Annotated in this window: 16 protein-coding genes and 1 pseudogene; 8 read left to right on the forward strand and 9 right to left on the reverse strand. The window is 70.5% G+C overall.

What is annotated here, in order from left to right:
• Positions 1-121 precede the first annotated feature (121 nt).
• Positions 122-2,008 carry a helix-turn-helix domain-containing protein gene (locus tag ACFZBU_RS35680; protein ID WP_391587887.1) on the forward strand — a complete coding sequence of 629 codons (1,887 nt, stop codon included), beginning with the start codon at positions 122-124 and terminating at the stop codon, positions 2,006-2,008.
• Positions 2,009-2,271: 263 nt separating this feature from the next.
• Here the strand turns inward: ACFZBU_RS35680 and ACFZBU_RS35685 are convergent, their stop codons facing one another.
• The 3 genes from ACFZBU_RS35685 to ACFZBU_RS35695 are packed head-to-tail and all read right to left on the reverse strand — an operon-like array spanning position 2,272 to position 3,279.
• Positions 2,272-2,598 (reverse strand): DUF1048 domain-containing protein, encoded by a 327-nt coding sequence (locus tag ACFZBU_RS35685; RefSeq protein WP_391587888.1) that lies wholly within the window; start codon positions 2,596-2,598, stop codon positions 2,272-2,274.
• Position 2,599: 1 nt separating this feature from the next.
• Positions 2,600-2,956, reverse strand: a complete 357-nt coding sequence (locus ACFZBU_RS35690; RefSeq protein WP_391587889.1) for a DUF1048 domain-containing protein — start codon at positions 2,954-2,956, stop codon at positions 2,600-2,602.
• On the reverse strand, positions 2,953-3,279 hold the full coding sequence (locus ACFZBU_RS35695; RefSeq protein WP_391587890.1) for a PadR family transcriptional regulator: 327 nt from the start codon (positions 3,277-3,279) through the stop codon (positions 2,953-2,955). Before ACFZBU_RS35695 ends, ACFZBU_RS35690 begins: the two co-directional genes overlap by 4 nt.
• Before the next feature lie 397 nt (positions 3,280-3,676).
• Here ACFZBU_RS35695 and ACFZBU_RS35700 point away from each other — a divergent pair, with 397 nt between their 5' ends.
• Positions 3,677-3,934 carry a hypothetical protein gene (locus tag ACFZBU_RS35700; protein WP_391587891.1) on the forward strand — a complete coding sequence of 86 codons (258 nt, stop codon included), beginning with the start codon at positions 3,677-3,679 and terminating at the stop codon, positions 3,932-3,934.
• A gap of 101 nt (positions 3,935-4,035) precedes the next feature.
• Here the strand turns inward: ACFZBU_RS35700 and ACFZBU_RS35705 are convergent, their stop codons facing one another.
• On the reverse strand, positions 4,036-4,776 hold the full coding sequence (locus ACFZBU_RS35705; RefSeq protein WP_391587892.1) for an alpha/beta fold hydrolase: 741 nt from the start codon (positions 4,774-4,776) through the stop codon (positions 4,036-4,038).
• A 146-nt stretch (positions 4,777-4,922) separates the two neighbouring features.
• Between ACFZBU_RS35705 and ACFZBU_RS35710 the strand changes: the two genes are divergently transcribed.
• Positions 4,923-5,519: a TetR/AcrR family transcriptional regulator gene (locus ACFZBU_RS35710; protein WP_391587893.1), complete on the forward strand. Its 597-nt coding sequence runs from the start codon at positions 4,923-4,925 to the stop codon at positions 5,517-5,519.
• A 446-nt stretch (positions 5,520-5,965) separates the two neighbouring features.
• On the opposite strand, the pseudogene ACFZBU_RS35715 reads toward ACFZBU_RS35710, so the two are convergent.
• From ACFZBU_RS35715 to ACFZBU_RS35725, 3 genes and pseudogenes are all read right to left on the reverse strand, one after another.
• Positions 5,966-6,227: pseudogene (locus ACFZBU_RS35715) on the reverse strand (DUF664 domain-containing protein); the annotation flags it as partial.
• Positions 6,228-6,413: 186 nt separating this feature from the next.
• Complete coding sequence (locus ACFZBU_RS35720) at positions 6,414-7,703, reverse strand: sensor histidine kinase (RefSeq protein WP_391587894.1); 1,290 nt, start codon at positions 7,701-7,703, stop codon at positions 6,414-6,416.
• Positions 7,704-7,831: 128 nt separating this feature from the next.
• Positions 7,832-8,488: a response regulator transcription factor gene (locus tag ACFZBU_RS35725; RefSeq protein WP_391587895.1), complete on the reverse strand. Its 657-nt coding sequence runs from the start codon at positions 8,486-8,488 to the stop codon at positions 7,832-7,834.
• A gap of 185 nt (positions 8,489-8,673) precedes the next feature.
• On the opposite strand from ACFZBU_RS35725, the gene ACFZBU_RS35730 reads away from it, so the two are divergent.
• The 5 genes from ACFZBU_RS35730 to ACFZBU_RS35750 all read left to right on the forward strand — a co-directional run bounded on the left by ACFZBU_RS35730 (position 8,674) and on the right by ACFZBU_RS35750 (position 13,875).
• On the forward strand, positions 8,674-9,222 hold the full coding sequence (locus tag ACFZBU_RS35730) for a hypothetical protein (RefSeq protein WP_391587896.1): 549 nt from the start codon (positions 8,674-8,676) through the stop codon (positions 9,220-9,222).
• Positions 9,219-10,367, forward strand: a complete 1,149-nt coding sequence (locus ACFZBU_RS35735; RefSeq protein ID WP_391587897.1) for a peptidoglycan-binding protein — start codon at positions 9,219-9,221, stop codon at positions 10,365-10,367. The genes ACFZBU_RS35730 and ACFZBU_RS35735 overlap by 4 nt, the downstream gene beginning before the upstream one ends.
• Positions 10,364-11,056, forward strand: coding sequence for an ABC transporter ATP-binding protein (locus tag ACFZBU_RS35740; protein ID WP_391587898.1), 693 nt, complete (start codon positions 10,364-10,366; stop codon positions 11,054-11,056). The genes ACFZBU_RS35735 and ACFZBU_RS35740 overlap by 4 nt, the downstream gene beginning before the upstream one ends.
• Entirely contained in the window at positions 11,056-12,261 is a 1,206-nt protein-coding gene (locus tag ACFZBU_RS35745) for an ABC transporter permease (protein WP_391587899.1), read from the forward strand. Before ACFZBU_RS35740 ends, ACFZBU_RS35745 begins: the two co-directional genes overlap by 1 nt.
• Positions 12,262-12,573: 312 nt before the next feature.
• Positions 12,574-13,875, forward strand: a complete 1,302-nt coding sequence (locus ACFZBU_RS35750) for an aspartyl protease family protein (RefSeq protein ID WP_391587900.1) — start codon at positions 12,574-12,576, stop codon at positions 13,873-13,875.
• Positions 13,876-14,463: 588 nt separating this feature from the next.
• Here the strand turns inward: ACFZBU_RS35750 and ACFZBU_RS35755 are convergent.
• A complete protein-coding gene (locus tag ACFZBU_RS35755) occupies positions 14,464-15,300 on the reverse strand; it encodes an NAD(P)H-binding protein (RefSeq protein WP_391587901.1) in 837 nt (278 codons plus the stop codon).
• A 28-nt stretch (positions 15,301-15,328) separates the two neighbouring features.
• Positions 15,329-16,927, reverse strand: a complete 1,599-nt coding sequence (locus tag ACFZBU_RS35760) for an MFS transporter (protein ID WP_391587902.1) — start codon at positions 16,925-16,927, stop codon at positions 15,329-15,331.
• Between the last annotated feature and the right edge of the window lie 268 nt (positions 16,928-17,195).

Genomic DNA, 17,195 nt, shown 5'->3' on the forward strand with positions numbered 1-17,195 from the left:
GAGCGATGGACCACCCGGCATGATCCCGAGGTGCCGTGCAGGGCGGGCGGGAGCCGAGCGCCTGCGCATGCCGATCGCAGCGGTTGAGGACTCCCGGGGCGTTCATGTGCATAATCACCCGATGGACGCTCTTACGGCGACGGCCGCCGTGCGCGGTCTGTTCACTCTCCTGCACGACGAGGCGCCGGCGGCAGAGTTCGAGGCTGTCGTCGACAGCGTCCGCGCCGCGGGCATCAGCCCCGCTCTGCTCACCGAGGTCGACGCCGCATATGCGACCGCGATGCGGCTTCGCGACGCCCTTCGGGAGCACCGCCGCCGCGAAGCCGAACTCGCCGCCCTCAACGAGACCATCGGCGACCTGGCCGCGCTGCGGGACGTCGACGCGGTGCTGTCCGCGATCGTGCACCGGGCGCGCTCGCTTCTCGGCTCGGACACCGCGTACTTGTCGCTGCAGGACACGGACGCAGGCGACACGTATGTCCGGGTGACTGCGGGCGCCGTGTCACCACGGTTCCGGCAGCTGCGTATGGCGATCGGGGATGGGATCGGAGGCCTGGTCGCCGAACGCGGCACCCCGTTCGTTACTGCCGACTACTTCGCCGACACCAGTTTTCGGCATACCTCTCGTCTTGACGAGGGAGTCGGCGACGAGGGGCTCGTCGCCATGCTCGCGGTGCCACTCGTCGTCGACGACACGGTGATCGGGGTGCTGTGGGCCTCCGACCGCCGTCCGCGAGTGTTCCGTCCCGGTGAAGTGTCACTGTTGACCGCGCTCGCAGCCCATGCGTCCGTCGCCATCGACAACGCGAATCTGCTCGCCGAAACACGGTCCGCGATCGCCGAGCTGGCCGACGCGCACGCCGGAGCCCGGGCCTACAGCGCTTCGATCGAACGCGCCGCCGCCGCCCACGACCGGTTCACCGGGCTCGTCCTTGCGGGCGCCGGGGTGGACGACGTCGTCCGAGCGGTGGGGGAACTCGTCGGCGGTGAGGCGTCCGTGCTGCTCGGCCCCGACGCCGGAAGCGCCATGGACACAGCCGACCCCGACTTCGCGGCAGCCCGCGGGCAAGCGCTGGCCACCGGGCGCGGGGCCCGGGTCGGCAACGTCGACGTAGTACCGGTTGCCGCCGGCACCGAGTGGTTCGGCGTACTGGTGCGTCGCGGCGAGAGCAACCCGCCCGACTCGACAGCTTCGGACATGCGCACTCTGGAGCGCGCGGCGATGATCGTCGCGCTACTCCTGTTCTTCCGACGCTCGGCGGACGAGGCCGAGCACCGGCTCGCGGGAGAGCTGGTACGCGACATCCTCGCGGCCCCGTCGCGGGACCGGAGGGCGATCGGCGACCGGGCGGCACGATTTGGTGCGGACCTGAACCGGCCGCACGTCGTCGTGGTGGTTCAGGTACCCGGCGCCGACCGTTCGCGAGTGGCTTCGGCGGCTTGGCACTTGGCCGCGACATCCGGAGGCATGGCGGGCGAGATCGACGGAGGCGTGGTCCTGCTGCTTCCCGAGACGGACCCTTCGGCGAGCGCGCGGCGCGCAGCGACGGAGATCGGCCATGCGCTCGGGCGCCCCGCGACGGCGGGGGCCGCCGGCCCGGCACCGGACCTGGACGCGATTCCCGATCGGTATGCCGAGGCCGGCCGTTGTGTCGCGGCTCTGCGCGCCCTCGGCCGGGACGGGGAGGGCGCCTCGGCCGACGAACTCGGCTTCCTGGGCGTGCTGTTGGCGGATACGAAGGACATCGCCGGCTTTGTCCACGCGACCCTGGGCCCGCTGCTGGACTACGACGCCACACGCGGCGCGGAGTTGACCCGAACCGCCGCCGCGTATTTCGACTCGGGGTGCAGTCCGGCGCGGACGCGCAAGGTGCTGCATGTACACATCAACACCGTGACACAACGGCTGGACCGCATCGCGTCCTTGCTCGGCGCGGATTGGCGGGAGCCCGATCGAGAGCTGCAAATCCGACTCGCGCTGCATCTGCGGGGGATGCTGCCGAAGTGATCCGGTGAGGGTCCCTCCCTCGACGCGCGCCACGACGCCGGGCACCGCAACTCGTCGCACCGGTAAGGCAGTGCCGCGCCCGGCAACGTTCACCCCGCCGCGGCGCCCGGCACCTCCGGCGAGTTCGTCGGCCTCATCCAGGTACTGGGCGGTGAGGAAGACGGTCACGCCGTCGGAGGCGGTCGGCCCGCATCCATTCGTGCTGTGCCGAGGCGAACGAACCGCGCGTGCGGGCCGAGTCGACTGGTGTAAGGCGACGGATGCTACTTCTCGGCCGTGCCGGATTCCCCGCTGATGGACTGCTGATAGATGTCCGCGTAGGTGCGTGAGTCCCTGATCAGATCGTCGCAGAACGCGGCGATGTCCGTGCCGACAAGCTCCAGGACCCCCTTGCCCGTGGCGGCGCCCTCCTCGAAGAAGTCGACGATCCCGGGGAGCAGGGGCCCGTCAGGCAGGTCGATCGGTCCGACCTTGAACAGGTACTTCTGCATCTCCTTGTAGACGATCCGGTAGTCCTGCGGGAGCACCTTGACCCGGGCCATGTGCGCCCGCCACTGCTTCTTGCCCTCGATGATGTCTTGGATGCTCACGTCAACCTCCCAGCCGGCTCAGCTTCTTTGCGACGTTCCTGTTCAACTGCTCGCGCCACCGGTCGCGATAGGTTCGAGCCCCTTCCCCACCGGCCAGCGCGGCGCAGAAGCCTGGGATGTCGTCGCCGAGCACCTCGTGGACGCTCTGTCCGTCGGCTGCTGCCACTTCGAGCAGCCCCAGGACGGCGTCGAGGATCGGCATCAAGTTGCGGCCGGTGAAATCCCCATAGGGGAAGAAGTGGGCGATGATTCGTCCCCACGCCGCCCGGTAGTCGTCCGGCAGGACCTCGACCCGGGTTTCGAATGCCTTCCATTCCCTGGTGAGATCGCTGCCTGTGATCTTCTCCCAGAAGTTCATCTCCCGCCCTCCTTGAGCTTGTCGACGCGTGATGAGACGTACTGCCATTTCGCCCAGAACTTCGCGAGTTCCTCGCGTCCGGCGTCGTTGAGCGAGTAGAACTTGCGCGGCGGACCGACCCCGGACGGTCGTTTCGTCACCTGGACGAGCTTGTTCCTCTCCAGTCGCAGCAAGATGGTGTAGACGGTCCCCTCGACGACGTCAGCGAAGCCGAGCTCGTTCAGCTGACGAGTGATGGCGTACCCGTAGGTTTCCTCGCGGCCGATGATTTCGAGCACGCACCCTTCGAGGGTGCCCTTCAGCATCTCCGTCAGGTCGTCCATCGCGAGTCCTCCTCGGCCCAGCGGTACTACGTAGCACCGAGTACCACTATACGGTATCACCGAGTAGCGGAGGGCGACAGTGCCTCCGGTTGGCGCGGACGGGTCTCGACCGACCGGCAGTCGACCGCCCGGCAGAACCTCGTCCTGGACGAGGCCGCAGGATCGAGGACCCGGTCGTCTTCGAGAAGGACCCGGGCACCTCCAGCCGCCTCCACCCGCTCCAGCAGCCGAAGTTCCGCGAACCTCGACGAGGGGGAGTACGGCGAGGCCGGGGCTGCACCCTGCGGGTGACCGCCGCCCCCGCCGTGCACCGTCAGCTCCTCGACCGCTGCCGGCCGCTCGACGGCGGCGTGTCCCGGGGCCTTCTCGTGATCCCGAACTCCGCGACGAGTTCCAGATGTTCACGAAGAAGGCCGTGGTGATGAGTGTGCTGTACCGCATCGGCGAACGGGAGGAGTTCGCGGAACTGTCCCGCTTCCGGACGGACTTCTTCGAATGCCGGTTGCGGGCAGTCGTCGGACGCCCGGCAGGCCCCGGACGGCGGATGCGGCACCTACTCCTCCTGGCCGTCGTCGTCATCGTCGAGGTCGGCAGTGTCCGGGTCACGCAGAGGCCGCAGCCCCTGAACCCAGGGTGTGGGTGCGGTGTGCGGTGAACGCTGGTGCCACGGGCCGGCGGAGCCTGCGGTGGTCGTCTCCGTACGCGGAGAACGCGAATGCCCGTTGCGGCTATCCGAGTCGGCGGGTTTCGGGGACGCTATGGCTCCGGCGTCTGCGCGTGGTCGGCGTGTTCGGCGGCTTCGAGCAGGATGCGGGCCAGGTCCCGAGGTGTGTCGCGCATGAGGTTGTGGCCGCCGGCCAGGGCGTGTGTTTTCCAGGCGGGATCGTCTCGGAGCCGTTCGTGGACGGGGGCGAACGGGGACGGCCCGTCCCATCCGGCCGCGTAGACGTAGGTGCGGCGCCGGATGTGGGTGAGGTCGCCGGCGAGGCGGAGCGGTTGCAGCAGAGATGCGAGGGGGTGGGGGGTGGCGCGCGGGTCGAAGAACGGCAGCGGCCGGACTGCGTGGCCGGAGTCCACCACGTCCATGTACCAACGTCGTTCCTGTTCGGTGACCAGGGACCAGCAGGAGTCGCCGTGCCCGGGGACCATGGCGTCCACGTACACCAGTGAGCGGACGCGGTCGGCGGCGCGGTCTGCGGCGCCGGTGATCACCATGCCGCCGTAGCTGTGGCCGACCAGCACCGCGTCGCGGATGTTCGCGGCCTCCAGGACGGCGGTGACGTCCTGGATGTGGGTGTCGAGGTTGACCGCGCCGGGATGTATGTGGCTGCGTTCACTGATGCCGGTCAGTGTCAGGGGGTGCACGGTGTGTCCGTGAGCGCGCAGTTCGTCGGTGAGTTCCGCGAAGCACCAGCCGCCGTGGCACATGCCGGGGATGAGGACGAAGTCGGCCATCGTGGTGTTCCTGTTCTGTCGGGTCGGTGTGGGGAGCGTCATGTCAAGCCTGTGGCGTTGCGTTGGCCCGTTCGGGCCCGGCCGCTGCGCGGTGTCCGGCGGCGGCGAGGAGGGCCGCCGAGATAGAACCGATCGTTACTATCCACGGATAGTAGCAGGCGATCGAACCGCCCGGTACCATCTTGGTCATGCCAGTCCCCAAAGGCTCGACAATCGACCCGGGGCGCACCCGCGCCGCCATCCTGGACGCAGCCACCCCGGTGCTGTACGAGCGCGGCATCGACGGCATCGGCGTCGCCGAACTGTGCACACGCCTCGGCATCTCCAAGGAGACGCTCTACCGGCACTTCGGCACCAAGGACGGCCTGGTCAACGCCGTTCTGGAGGCCCGGAGCGAACGGGTCACCCGATGGCTGAGCGAGGCCGCCGCAGCAGCAGGTCCGGACCCGGCCGACCAGCTCTCCGCAGTATTCGACTCTCTCCAAGAGTGGTACGAGTCCCCGGACTTCCGCGGCTGCGCAATGTTGAACGCGGCCGCCCAGCACCGCAACGAAGCCGTCCTGACCATCACCGCGCACCACCTGGACGGCTACCTGGAACTGCTGACCGGCATCGCCGAACGCGCCGGGACCGCCGATCCCCACACGCTGGGACGGCAGTGGCTCATGTTGGTCGAAGGAGCGACCGCCGTCGCCGCACACCACGACGCGGCAGCCGCGGGGACACACGCCCGTCAGGCCGCACTGACCCTGCTGTCGGCCGTCACCCGAAGGCCTCCGGGCTGAAACCTGCCACGCAGGCCCGCGACGCCGGGATCCGTGAACCGATGCGCCGTCCGCGCGGCCGGAGTGTCCCGGCCTCGGGCCGGCGCGATGAGTTCAGCCGTGGGAGCAGCGCGCACGGCACGTTCAGCCGCTATGGAGCCGGAGACCGACGCTACGGGCTCACCTCACCGGGACGCCGGCCCTGCCTGGCCGGTCCCGTTTCCGGCCGCCCGTCCGCGTGGGGCCGATGCGGGGTAGGTGCTCGCGGTACTCGATCGCCCTCGCCGCACCGGGCGGTCGCCGAGGCCGACGCACGGCAGGGCACCGACGACGAGCCGATGGAGCGGGACACGCGCGTCGTGGTGCCTCGCTCACACCGGAACGAGGGCTGACCAGGCCTGAGGCTGCCCGGGCGACGCCGCGTGGCCGACCTCGGGACGGGTGGGGTCGGCGGCAGCGGGACGAGATCAGGCGTTGCCGACTTCCCGCGCCACGCGCTCCAGCCGACGACGGTGGTCCTCCCACCAAGCCTGATCTCCCGGTGACATGTTGTCCTTGCCTTGCAAGTACCCGACCGTTCCGTCGAAGGAGTTCTCGCAGGATGTCGGTGTGTCCGGCGTGCCGCTGCGTATCGGAGATCACGCGCACGAGGATGTGATTCAGTGTCACCTCGCGTCGCTCCTCGGGCCACCACGGCACGTGACCGATCGCGTCGAGCGTCAGCGTCGCGAGTGACGACTCGCGCGCCTCGAAGTCCGTCCGCGGCCCGCTGTGCAGAATCATCGCGTCGGCGGTGCCGATGGCCGGCGCGAGCCATGATCCCCCGGCCGACCACCGCACGACCCGGCACGGCACCCCGCGACGGCCCAGGACGGCACATGATCGGCCCGCCGGGTCGCCTTGATGCGGCACATCTCAAGCAGGCCGTCGACCGGCCGGAACATGCAACGGGGACGCCGCCGCACGGGTGTGAAGACCGGACGGGACGGGCGGCAGCTCGACCCGCACGACCAGGCCGCCACCCGGGCGGGGTTCGGCATCGACCGAACCACCGTGCGCGACGCAGATGGAGCGGACGATGGACAGCCCCAGGCCGGCTCCCTTCGCGGTGACCAGGCGAGCGGGGCCCGCGCGGCGAAAGGGCTCGAACAGCGTGGGGATCACGTCGGCAGTCAACTCCGCTCCGGTGTTGCCCACTTCGAGAAGTGCGACACCGCCCGCGTTGGTACCGGTGCGCACGTGGAGCCGGCCGGCGTGCGCCGTGTTGTGGCGAATGGCGTTTTCCACGAGATTGCGCACCAGTTGCTCCAGGAGCAGTGCGTCACCGGTGGTCGGCGCCTCGTGGTACCCCTCGATCATCTCGACGCCGGCCCGCCGCGCCTCCGGTTCGCTTTGCGCGCACACGTGTGTGGCGATGTCCGCGAGATCGACCAACGCGCGCTCGGTGATCGCGTTGTCCGACCCGGCCAGTGCCAGCAGGCCCGCGATCAACCGCTCATGGCGTGCGTTGATCTCCAACAGCCTGGTGCCGAGCGTGCGCAGGTCGGGCGAGGCGGTGCGGCGATGCATCGCCACCTCCACCAGTGCGCGGCCCAGGGTCAGCGGTGTACGCAGTTCATGGGAAGCGTTCGCCACGAAGCGGCGTTGGCCGTCGAACGAGCGGTCCAATCGTTCGACCATGGTGTCGAAGGTGTCGGCGAGATCCTTGACCTCGTCGTCCGGACCGCGGAGCGCGATGCGTTCGTGCAGGAGGGGAACGGCGGACGGGGCGCCCGCGATGCGGCGCGCGGTGTCGGTGACCCGTCGCAGCGGAGCCAGGACCCGCCCGGCGATCACCGCGCCCAGGCCGGTCGCCGCGCCGCCGACCGCGAACAGCGCGATGCCGCCCTGAGTGATCAGCGAATGGGAGGCGGCCCTGCGCAATTCGCGGCGCTGGTCGTCGAACCACCGCTCGGCGTCGGCACCCGGCGTCATGGGCCCTTCTGCCGGAAGGGTGTGGGCCGGCTCCGGCAGGAGGATCGTCTCGCCCTTGCCCGGCGCGGAGACGAGCAGCTGAGAACCCTCCGGCCCGACTCTGGTGATCACCTTCGTGCCCCGCCGGTCGAGTTGCTGGGTGAACAGGGTGTACGTGACGGTCAGCAGCAGTACGCCGGCCACCAGGAACATCACGCCGTAGATCACCGTGAGCCGGGTGCGCAGCCCCATCCGGAGCGGCAGGACCGCGAAGCGCCCCGGCTTCCTTCGCCGTTCGGAGCGCCGCCTGCCGCGGCGGGCGGCGCGGGCCCCGCCATCGGTCGGCCGCGGTGTCCGGCGCCGGTGAGCGAGTCGGGGTCTCATCGGATCAGGTATCCCACGCCGGTGACGGTCTCGATCACCGGCGGATCACCCAGTTTGCGACGCAGCTTGAGCATCACCAGCCGCACTGCCCCGGTGAACGGGTCGGTGTGCTCGTCCCACGCCTTCTCCAGCAGTTCCTCCGCGGAGACGGGCGCGCCGTCCGCGCGCAGGAGTTCGACCAGAACGGCGAACTCCTTACGGGAGAGCGGTACATAGCGTCCATCGCGGAACACCTCGCGTCGGGCCGCGTCCAACGTGATGCCGGCGCGGCGCAGCACCGGGGGCATGGCCGCTCGGGAGCGTCGCCCCAACGCCAGTACCCGCGCGGCAAGTTCGGCGAACGCGAAGGGCTTGGTCAGGTAGTCGTCGGCGCCCAGGCCCAGCCCGGCGACGCGGTCGGCGATCCCGGCGGCGGCCGTGAGCATCAGCACGCGCACCGGAGAGTCGGAGGCCACCACGGTGCGGCACACCTCGTCGCCCTGTACGGCGGGCAGGTCCCGGTCCAGGACCACCACGTCGTAGTCGTTGACGCCCAGGCATTCCAGTGCCCGCGCGCCGTCGTAGGCCACGTCCACCGCGTGTGCCTCCTCACGTAACCACTCCGTGATCGCGTCGGCGAGTATCGGCTCGTCCTCGACCACCAGTACCCGCATGTGTGTCGTCCTTCCCGAGTCGGCCCGCCGCGCGGTTCATGCTCGTGGACGGGCTGTTTCCGCAGCGTAAGGAGCGCCGCCATCCGTCGACGCCCGGGCGCGGAAACGGTACGGAAACGCGTTGTCGCGTTGCATCGTCCTCCGTCGGGCCGGAAGGGATCCGGTCCGCCGATGGGAGGAATCCGATGCGAATACAGCTGCTCACCGGCGGTAGGACCCGCTCGCTGTGGCCCGCCGCGGCTCTCGCGCTCGCCTTCGCCCTGACGGGCTGCGGCTCCGACGACGGGGACGAGGACCGCGGCGTGGCCTCGGCCGCGGGCAAGAACGCCCCGCAGGCCGCCGCATCCGCCGCGCCGAGCCTGAGCCGCGACGAGATGGGTGTGAAGTACGCCGAGTGCATGCGCAAGAACGGGGTCTCGATGGAGGACCCGTTGCCCGGCCAGGGCGTGACCTTGAAACTGGACGGCAGTGTGCCGAAGGAGACGGTGACCAAGGCCGAGGAGGCCTGCCGCACACTCGCACCGCAGGGCCAGGCGGGCCCTGGCGGGGACGCCGAGTCGGAGGAGCGCGGCCGCAAGTTCGCCGCGTGCATGCGCGAGAACGGCGTCCAGGACTTTCCCGACCCGGAACCCGGACAACGTGGTGTGCGGATGGAACGCGGCACGCAGGAGGATCCGGAGTTCGAGGCCGCGATCGAGAAGTGCCGGCCGCTGATGGGCGGCGGGGCCAAGTGACGGCCGAAGCGCCGGAGGAGACCGTCGGACAACCGGTGACGGACCGGGCGCCGCGCACACCCGGGCGACGGCGCGGGCGACGGGGGCGACGCATCGCCGCCGCGATCGTCCTGGCGACCGGGACGGGCGCGGCCGGGGCTGCCGTGCTCGCGCTCGGCGGGAGCGGCACCGGCGGGAGCGAGACGACCGGCACGCTGCCGCCGAACACGGCGACGGTGAGTCGGCAGACTCTCCAGGACACCCGGGAGGAGAACGGTGAGTTGGGCTACGGCCCGACCCGGACGCTGATCAATCGGTTGCCCGGGACGTTCACCCGGCTGCCCGAGGCGGGTGCTGCGATCGAACGCGGCGAGGCGTTGTACGACGTGGACGCGAAGCCGGTGACGCTGATGTATGGCTCGACTCCCGCGTACCGCGAGTTGCGGCCGGGCGTCGAGGGCGTGGATGTGCGCGAGTTCGAGGAGAACCTGAAGGCGCTGGGGTATCGCGGTTTCACGGTGGACGACGCGTACACCGAGGCGACGGCGACCGCGGTCCGCGATTGGCAGGAGGATCTGGGGCTGACGGAGACCGGGCGGGTCGAGCTGGGCAGGGTGGTGATGGCACCGGCGGCGTTGCGGGTGGATGCCGTGCAGGCGGAGGTCGGCGCGCCGGCTCAGCCCGGTGGCAAGGTGGCCACGCACACCGGCACGACTCGGGCGGTGACCGTCGAACTCGGCGCGGCGGAGCGTCGGTTGGCCGTGCGGGATGCCCCGGTGACGATCACCCTGCCGGACGACTCCTCGGTGGCGGGCACGATCCGCGAGGTCTCCACGGTGCTGCGGCCCGGTGAGGGTCAGGGGGCCGAGCCGCGCACCGTGATCGAGGTCGTGGTCCGTTTCGCGGACGACAAGGCCCCCGCGGCAGTCGAGGCGTACACGTCGGCAGCGGTGTCGGTGACCCTGACCGCGGCCACTCGCCCCGACGTGCTCACCGTGCCTGTCGCCGCTTTGGTGGCCCTGGCCGAGGGCGGCTTCGGTGTCGAGGTGGTCGAGGGCACGACGTCGCGATTCGTCCCGGTGCACACCGGGCTGTTCGCGGCGGGGCGCGTGGAGGTGACCGGCGACGGGATCGCGGCGGGTACCACCGTCGGGATGCCGAAGTGATCTCGTTGACGAACGTGTCTCGCGTGTACGCGGGCGGCGTGGTGGCGCTCGACGGGGTCGATCTGGAGGTCGAGGAGGGCGAACTCGTGGCGATCGTCGGGCCGTCCGGTTCGGGGAAGTCGACCGTGCTCAACGTGTTGGGCACCCTCGATCGGCCTACGTCGGGCACCGTGCGTCTGGCCGGGTACGACGTGGGGCGCCTGTCGGACGCGCGGCTGTCCGCGCTGCGGGCGAGCCGCATCGGCTTCGTCTTCCAACACTTCCACCTCGCGGGGGGCACCCCGGCGTGGCGCAACGTCGCGGACGGGCTGCTCTACAGCGGACACCGCGCCGCGGAACGCCGCCGGCGGGCCGTCGCGGCGTTGGAGCGGGTCGGTCTGGGCCATCGGATGGACCACGAGCCGCACGAGTTGTCCGGTGGTGAGCGCCAGCGGGTGGCGATCGCGCGCGCGGTGGCGGGTGATCCGCCGTTGTTGCTCGCGGACGAGCCCACCGGAGCCCTGGACACGGTCGCGGGCGCGGGGGTGATGAGCCTGCTGCGTGAACTGCACGCGGGTGGCACGACGGTGGTGGTCATCACGCACGATCGCGACATCGCGGCCGGCCTGCCCCGCCGGGTGCGCATGCGCGACGGCCGGGTGGAGGACGACTCGGGCCGGGAGACACCGGTCGTGGCGAAGGTGGGCTGATGGCGACCACAGGTCTGCGGCCGGCGCGGTTGGGTCCGCGCGATGTGGTCGGGGTCGGCGCGGTGGGGCTGCGGACCCGGCCGATGCGGGCCTTCCTGTCCGCGCTGGGCATCGCGATCGGCATCGCGGCGATGGTCGCCGTCGTGGGGATCTCCGCGTCCTCGCGAACCGACCTCGACCGCACGCTCGCCGCCCTGGGCACCAACCTGCTCACCGTCGGGCCCGGCACCACCATGACCGGCGACCGGGCCCGACTGCCCGTCGAGGCCGAGGCGATGGTGGCGCGGATCGCCCCGGTGCAGACGGTGTCCTCGGTCGGCCGGATCGCCGACGCCAAGGTGTACCGCACCGATCGCATTCCGGCCGCCGAGACCAACGGCATCGGGGCGTACGCCGCACGCCCCGACCTGCTCGCGGCGATCGGCGCCCGGGTGCGCAGCGGCACCTGGCTCAACGCCGCCACCGGGGACCACCCGGCGACGGTGCTGGGCTCGGCCGCGGCCGAACGCCTGGGCGTGGGGCACGCGAACCCGGACACGCGGGTGTTGATCGGTGGCCAGTGGTTCACCGTGGTCGGCATCCTCGAGCCGATCGCCCTCGCCCCCGAACTGGACTCCGCCGCGCTGGTGGGCCCTTCGGTGGCCGAGGCACGGTTGGCCTACGACGGCCATCCCACCGGCATCTACGCCCGCGTACGGGAGTCGGCGATCGAACAGGTGCGCACGGTGCTCGGGGCGACGGCCAATCCGAAGGCGCCCAACGAGGTCGACGTCTCGCGGCCTTCGGACGCGTTGGCAGCCAAGCAGGCGGCAGGCGAGGCGCTCACCGGACTGCTGCTCGGCCTGGGCGCGGTGGCCCTGCTCGTCGGCGGCGTGGGGGTGGCCAACACCATGGTTATCTCGGTGCTGGAGCGGCGCGCCGAGATCGGGCTGCGCCGCGCGTTGGGCGCCACCCGCGGGCAGATCCGCACCCAGTTCCTGGCCGAATCGTTGTTGTTGTCCGCGCTGGGCGGGGCAGGCGGCGCGCTGCTGGGCGCCGCCGTCACCGCCGGTTACGCCCGATCTCAGGCTTGGCCCGTGGTCGTGCCGCTCTGGGCGCTTGCCGGCGGAGTGGGGGCCACGTTGGTGATCGGCGCGCTCGCCGGGTTGTATCCGGCGGTGCGGGCGTCGCGACTGGCGCCCACGGAGGCCCTCGCGGCCGCCTGATCGGTTGCTCGTCGGGGCCTGGTGGCCGCCTGATCCGTCGCTCGTCACGGCCCGTCTCCTGTTCGAAAGGCGGCCCTCAACGCCGACCCCTTCGCGGCGGAAACGCCGACGAAACGCCTTCTCGTGTTGATTGTCCACAGCCGCATCGGTCGTGGTGACCGCCGCGGCACGGCGGAAGAGACGCACCGTCACGGCGACGGCGACGGCAGCGGCACCGGCGGCGATACCCACTCTCCCGCACATCCAGCACATCCCGCACATCCCGTACATCCCGTACATCCCGCATATCTCGCGTCATCCGAGGAGCTCGACATGTCTCATCGAAAGGTCGGCCAAAGTCTCGACCGACGAGCGTTCCTGCAACGAGCGGGTGCGGCGGCGGCGGTGGGCGCGGCCCTTCCCCTGCTCGGTTCCGCGCCCTCGGCGCTCGCCGCCGCGGACGATCCCGATCAGCTCTTTCGGCAAGGCCGGTTCGCCGACGCCGAGCGGGGCTACCGATGCCTTATGCGCGACGATCCGGGCAACGCGCACGCGCACGCCCGGATCGGCTACATCGCACTGCTGTGCAACCGGTTCCGCACCGCCGAGGGGCACCTGTCCGAGGCCCTCACCCTGGCACCCGACGACGTCCCCTCCACCCAGCGCCTCGCGGAGTGCTTCGTACGACAGGACCAACTCTCGCGCGCGGTCCCGCTGATGCGCCGTACCGGCCGGCCGCGTGATGGGGCGTTCGCCGAGGCCTACTCCCGGATCGACGGCACGCCGTGGCAGATCTCCGGCGCCCGCGACACCCGCGTGCCCTTTCACACCCTGGACCCCGTGCCGTCGGTCGAGGCGAGTGTCAACGGCGGAGAGCCGCAGAAGTTCTATCTCGACACCTACGGCACGCTCGACCTGTCGACGGAGACGGCGCAACAGGCCGGACTGCGGGCACTGGCCTCCTGGGAAGGCGGGGTCGTGGACGGCCATCCCGTCCTGATTCACGTGGGCGTCCTGGATTCGTTCAGAATCGGGGACATCGAGATCCGCAACATCCCGGTGCAGTGGAACGACACACCACGCCCGCCACTCCCCGACGGATCGCAGGCGGCGGGCGCGTTCGGTACGACGATCTTCTACCACTTCCTGACCACGATGGACTACGCGCACCGGGCGCTGATCCTGCGACGACGCACGGTCGCACGTCCGTTGCCCGGCGAACTCGCCCGGTTGCCGCTGTGGCTGGCCGGTGATCACTTCCCGTGCACACTGGGCAGCCTCGGGCAGCGCGAGCCCAGGATGGTGACCGTGGACACCGGCGGCATCGCCAGCGCTGTGGACACCACGGTGGCCATCGCCGAGCAGTACGGGCTCACGGTGGACTACGCCCACCCCAGGGAGCGGTTCGGGATCAAGTTCTACCCGATCACCGCCGACCGGATCAGTCTCGGCGGCGCGGTGCGACGCAACCTCCAGGGCGTGGGCGCGGAGAAAGCCTTTCCCGGATTTCCCGGCCCCGGGCAGTCGGCGCAGTTCGGTTTCGACCTGATCGCGAACTTCACCCACGAGTTCTTCAAGCCGTACGCGGTCAGCTTCGACTACGTCGGCATGAAACTCTCCATCACCCGGGGGTGAGACCGGCCGCATGCACGGCAGCGTTTCGTGAGGTGTCCGCGAACAGGCTCGCGCCTTCGGGCGGCGGTCGGCCCCGGCCCGACCGCCGCTCACGGCGCGGGTGTCGATGCCCGTCATGTTCTGGCGGCGGCGACAACCTGCTCGGCGAAGTGCGCTCGAGGTGGCTCCCGCCGATGATTCGCGCGACGGCGGGGAATCCGATTCGTCCTCGCCGCATCCGACACCGCCGACCAAGACGGTCGGCATCGCTGCCGTTGTGGCCATTCGTCCTTCCCGCGTGGGGGCGGACCGGCACTCGGCGGCACGGCTGGGTCACAAACCTCGGCGGCTGCTCTGCCGCGAGCTGCGGTCTGCCGCTACCCGGTCGGGTGGGGGAGCGGTGACGAGGCGGAGGGATGTACGCCGTCGACCGGGTGCGCCGCGGTTCCGGGCAGCGGAACCGCGGCGGAGGGTGACTTGCGGCCTACGTCTGATCCACCGTCGCGAACGCAAAGCCGAGTGACGGCTCGGATGCGCTGGCATCGACCGCGCGGCCGGCGAGTCGCCACGTGAGGCCGACGGCTCGCGGCCGCGCGCGGTGTCGCCGCGTCAGGGGGCGACCGTGCTTTCGGGCGGAGACTTGAAGCGGTCGGCGTGTTCGGCCACCCAGTCGGCGAAGGTACGGGCAGGGCGGCCGGTCACGCGTTCGACGGTGTCGACCACGGTCTTGGAGTCCTTGCTCGATGAGGCATACCAGTCGACGACGTATTCGGCGTCCGTGCGGGACACGCCGTCGGAGATGAGCCTGTCGACAGCCTGTTCATGGGTGATCGGAAGGAAAGTCACGTCGCGACCGATCGCTTGGGACAGGATGGCGAGCCGTTCACGGGTGGTCAGCACTTCGGGCCCGGTGAGGTTGTACGCGTGCGCCGCGTGCCCGTCGTCGAGCAGCGCGGCGGCGGCCACGGCCCCGATGTCGGCCTCGTGGACGAGGGCACTGGGGAAGTCGTAGGGCTCCCGCACAATCCCCTCGGCCCGGATCGACTCGATCCAGGTCAGCGTGTTGGACATGAACTCCTGCGGTTCCAGACGTGTCCACTCCACGCCCGAGTCCGTCACCGCCTGCTCGACCGGCCCGACGAAGCCGCCCCAGACCACGGTGATGCGTCGGACGCCCGCGTCGACGGCTCGTCGTACCAACTCGGGCCCGGCCTCGGCGAGTCCCGCCGTCACGGTGATGTGCAGCCGGCTGATGCCCTCGAAGGCGTCGGCCAAGTCCGCAGGGGCCGTGTGTGTTCCGGCTGTCAACTCCGCGCTCGGCGGAAGCTTTCCCTTCGCGGCGGACGGATTCCGCGTCAGGGCACGGACACGCTCGCCGCGTCGGATCAGCTCTGCCACGACGTGCCGTCCGGTGTTCCCGGTAGCGCCCGTCACCAGTGTCGTCATAGTGGATCTCCCTGTTCTCGAAGGGTTGTCAGGTGTTCGACAGCGAGTTCTCGGCGGCCTCCGGCTGCGCCTTCCGCGTCGCCGGAACGTTGTCGGTGGGTGTGGCGCCGTGGCTCGTGCGCAGCAGGGCGAGGGCGAGGGCCGCGCTGGTCGCGGTGATGACGGCGCACGCGACGCCGATGACGTTCAGTCCCTTGGTGTACGCGTCCGCTGCGGCGGTCAGCAGGTTCTCGGCGGATTCGGGGGGCAGGTTGCGGGCGGCGGCGACGGCGTCCTCCATGCTCGCCGCCGCGGCGTCGGCGGCGTTCGGCGCGGTGCCGTCGGGCACGTGGAGCGAGTCGCGGTAGACGGCGGTGCCGAGGCTGCCGAGCGTGGCCACGCCGAGCGCGTTGCCCAGGTCGCCGCAGATGGAGGAGAGGGCCGCCGCCGAGCCGCCCCGCTCCGGCGGCACGGACCCGACGACCAGGGCGGTGCCGAGCGACCCGAAGGTCCCGACGCCGATGAAGACGACGACGAATCCGGCCATCAGCAGGGGCAGTCCGCCGACCGGATCGACGAAGACGAGCATCAGGTAGCCGCTCGTGCCGATGAGCAGGCCCATCCCGATGACGACGCCGACCGGATGCCGTTTCGCCAGGACCGGCGCCAGTTGCGCGGCGACGATCGACGCGATCGCCGACGGCACCATCCACAACCCCGCATCCATCGGCGAGAGTCCCTCCACCATCTGCAGGAACCCGGAGATGAAGAGATAGCCGCCGCCGGTGGCCAGCATCGAAACCATCAGAATCATCAGCGCGGCGGTGAACGCGCCGACCCCGAACAGCGTCAGGTCCAAAAGCGGCTCGGCCAACTTGCCCTGCCGCGACACGAACACGGCACCGACGCCGATACCGACGCCGATCGCCACGATCGGCACCGGCGCGAAGCCGTAACGGGCCAGCTCCTTCAGCCCGTAGACGACCGACAGGATCGAGGCCAGCGACAGTACGACGCTGAAGAGGTCGGTTCTGCCGGCTTCCGCGTTCTTGTACTCGGGGAGGACGAGGGGCCCGACGATCAGCAGCACCACCATCACGGGTACGCCGAGCAGGAACACCGAGCCCCACCAGAAGGACTCCAGCATCATGCCGCCGATGGCGGGACCCAAAGCCGTGCCCCCCATGAAGCACCCGGCCCAGACGGCGATGGCGCGGCCGCGCTCGTACGGGTCCTGGAACATGTTGCCGATGAGGGCCAGCGTCGACGGCATGAGCGTCGCCGCGGCGATCCCGAGCAGCGCACGGGTGACGATCAAGGCCTCCGCGCTGGTGGAGTACGCGGCCGCGACGGACGTGACACCCACCGCCACGGCACCCACCATCAACAGCTTGCGGCGGCCGACCCGGTCGCCCAGCGCACCCATCGTGATGAGGAAGCCGGCGATCAGGAAGCCGTAGACGTCCATGATCCACAGCGTCTGCGTGCCGGTCGGCTGCAAATCCTCGGCGAGATGCGGCAGCGCCAGGTACAGCACGCTCTGATCGAGGGAGATCAGCAGCGTGGGCAGGGCCAGTACTGCCAGCCCCAGCCATTCCCGAGCCCCGGCCTTCCGGGGAGGGGCTGCGGGGGCGATCGACGATGACATCGGTGACCTTCCTCGGCGCTTGCGCCTTGATCCTTGATCCTTGGTGCTTGGTGCTTGGTGCTTGGTGCTTGGTGCTTGGTGCCTGGTGCCTGGTGCCTGGTGCCTGGTGCCTGGTGCCTGGTGCCCGGTGCCCGGTGCCCGGTGCCCGGTGCCCGGTGCCCGGTGCCCGGTGCCCGGTGCCCGGTGCCCGGGCATTCGGCGTTCGGCGTTGTGGTGCCCGCCGTGTCTGTCGCACGCCGGGCTCGATTCCGCGTGCTCGCCACACTGC

This window comes from Embleya sp. NPDC008237 (assembly GCF_042956465.1).
Classification (GTDB): domain Bacteria; phylum Actinomycetota; class Actinomycetes; order Streptomycetales; family Streptomycetaceae; genus Embleya.

Coding starts and splice junctions, on each gene's coding strand:
- ACFZBU_RS35680 (WP_391587887.1), top strand. CDS start 122: ATGGACGCTCTTACGGCGACGGCCGCCGTGCGCGGTCTGTTCACTCTC.
- ACFZBU_RS35690 (WP_391587889.1), bottom strand. CDS start 2,956: ATGAACTTCTGGGAGAAGATCACAGGCAGCGATCTCACCAGGGAATGG.
- ACFZBU_RS35695 (WP_391587890.1), bottom strand. CDS start 3,279: ATGGACGACCTGACGGAGATGCTGAAGGGCACCCTCGAAGGGTGCGTG.
- ACFZBU_RS35700 (WP_391587891.1), top strand. CDS start 3,677: ATGTTCACGAAGAAGGCCGTGGTGATGAGTGTGCTGTACCGCATCGGC.
- ACFZBU_RS35705 (WP_391587892.1), bottom strand. CDS start 4,776: ATGACGCTCCCCACACCGACCCGACAGAACAGGAACACCACGATGGCC.
- ACFZBU_RS35710 (WP_391587893.1), top strand. CDS start 4,923: ATGCCAGTCCCCAAAGGCTCGACAATCGACCCGGGGCGCACCCGCGCC.
- ACFZBU_RS35720 (WP_391587894.1), bottom strand. CDS start 7,703: ATGGGGCTGCGCACCCGGCTCACGGTGATCTACGGCGTGATGTTCCTG.
- ACFZBU_RS35725 (WP_391587895.1), bottom strand. CDS start 8,488: ATGCGGGTACTGGTGGTCGAGGACGAGCCGATACTCGCCGACGCGATC.
- ACFZBU_RS35730 (WP_391587896.1), top strand. CDS start 8,674: ATGCGAATACAGCTGCTCACCGGCGGTAGGACCCGCTCGCTGTGGCCC.
- ACFZBU_RS35745 (WP_391587899.1), top strand. CDS start 11,056: ATGGCGACCACAGGTCTGCGGCCGGCGCGGTTGGGTCCGCGCGATGTG.
- ACFZBU_RS35750 (WP_391587900.1), top strand. CDS start 12,574: ATGTCTCATCGAAAGGTCGGCCAAAGTCTCGACCGACGAGCGTTCCTG.
- ACFZBU_RS35755 (WP_391587901.1), bottom strand. CDS start 15,300: ATGACGACACTGGTGACGGGCGCTACCGGGAACACCGGACGGCACGTC.
- ACFZBU_RS35760 (WP_391587902.1), bottom strand. CDS start 16,927: ATGTCATCGTCGATCGCCCCCGCAGCCCCTCCCCGGAAGGCCGGGGCT.